This window comes from Kitasatospora sp. NPDC087314 (assembly GCF_044744365.1).
Taxonomy (GTDB): Bacteria; Actinomycetota; Actinomycetes; order Streptomycetales; family Streptomycetaceae; genus Kitasatospora.
In genome coordinates, this window is record NZ_JBIUYE010000053.1 from 1 (window position 1) to 1281 (window position 1281).

1 protein-coding gene is annotated in these 1281 nt (G+C 68.5%); it reads left to right on the plus strand.

Annotated elements, in window-relative coordinates:
- Positions 1-1281, plus strand: a 1281-nt coding sequence (locus ACIO5E_RS39650; RefSeq protein ID WP_400677587.1) for an acyl-CoA carboxylase subunit beta, incomplete at both ends; no start/stop codon positions are given.

Here is a 1281-nt window from a genome sequence, read left to right on the forward strand (position 1 = left end):
TTCACCTACGCGCACGACTTCCGGATCTTCGGCGGTGCGCTGGGCGAGGCCCACGCGCAGAAGATCCACAAGATCATGGACATGGCCATCGCGGCCGGTGCCCCGCTGGTCTCCCTGAACGACGGCGCCGGCGCCCGCATCCAGGAGGGCGTCACCGCCCTCGCCGGCTACGGCGGCATCTTCCAGCGCAACACCCGCGCCTCCGGCGTCATCCCGCAGATCTCCGTCATGCTCGGCCCCTGCGCCGGCGGCGCCGCCTACTCGCCCGCGCTGACCGACTTCGTCTTCATGGTCCGCGAGACCTCCCAGATGTTCATCACCGGCCCCGACGTCGTCCAGGCCGTCACCGGCGAGAAGATCAGCCAGAACGGCCTCGGCGGCGCCGACGTCCACGCCGGCGTCTCCGGCGTCTCCCACTTCGTCTACGACGACGAGCAGTCCTGCATCGAAGAGGTCCGCTACCTCCTCTCGCTCCTGCCCCAGAACAACCGCGAGATGCCGCCCCCCGTCCTCAGCGACGACCCCGTCGAGCGCCGCAACGACAGCCTCCTCGACCTCGTCCCCGCCGACGGCAACCGCCCCTACGACATGCGCAAGGTCATCGAGGAGATCGTCGACCACGGCGAGTACCTCGAAGTCCACGAACGCTGGGCCACCAACGTCCTGTGCGTCCTCGCCCGCATCGACGGCCACGTCACCGGCATCATCGCCAACCAGCCCCAGTCCCTGGCCGGCGTCCTCGACATCAACGCCAGCGAGAAGGCCGCCCGCTTCGTCCAGATGTGCGACGCCTTCAACATCCCCCTGGTCACCATGCTCGACGTCCCCGGCTTCCTGCCCGGCGTCGACCAGGAACACGACGGCATCATCCGCCACGGCGCCAAACTGCTGTACGCCTACTGCAACGCCACCGTGCCCCGCATCCAGCTGATCCTGCGCAAGGCCTACGGCGGCGCCTACATCGTCATGGACTCCCGCTCCATCGGCGCCGACCTGTCCTACGCCTGGCCCACCAACGAGATCGCCGTCATGGGCGCCGAAGGCGCCGCCAACGTCATCTTCCGCCGCGACATCAACGCCGCCGAAGACCCCGACGCCATGCGCGCCGAAAAGATCAAGGAATACAAGAACGAACTGATGCACCCGTACTACGCGGCCGAACGCGGCCTCGTCGACGACGTCATCGACCCCGCCGAAACCCGCCAGGTGATCGCCTCCGCCCTGGCCATGCTCCGCACCAAGCACGCCGACCTGCCCAGCCGCAAGCACGGCAACCCGCCG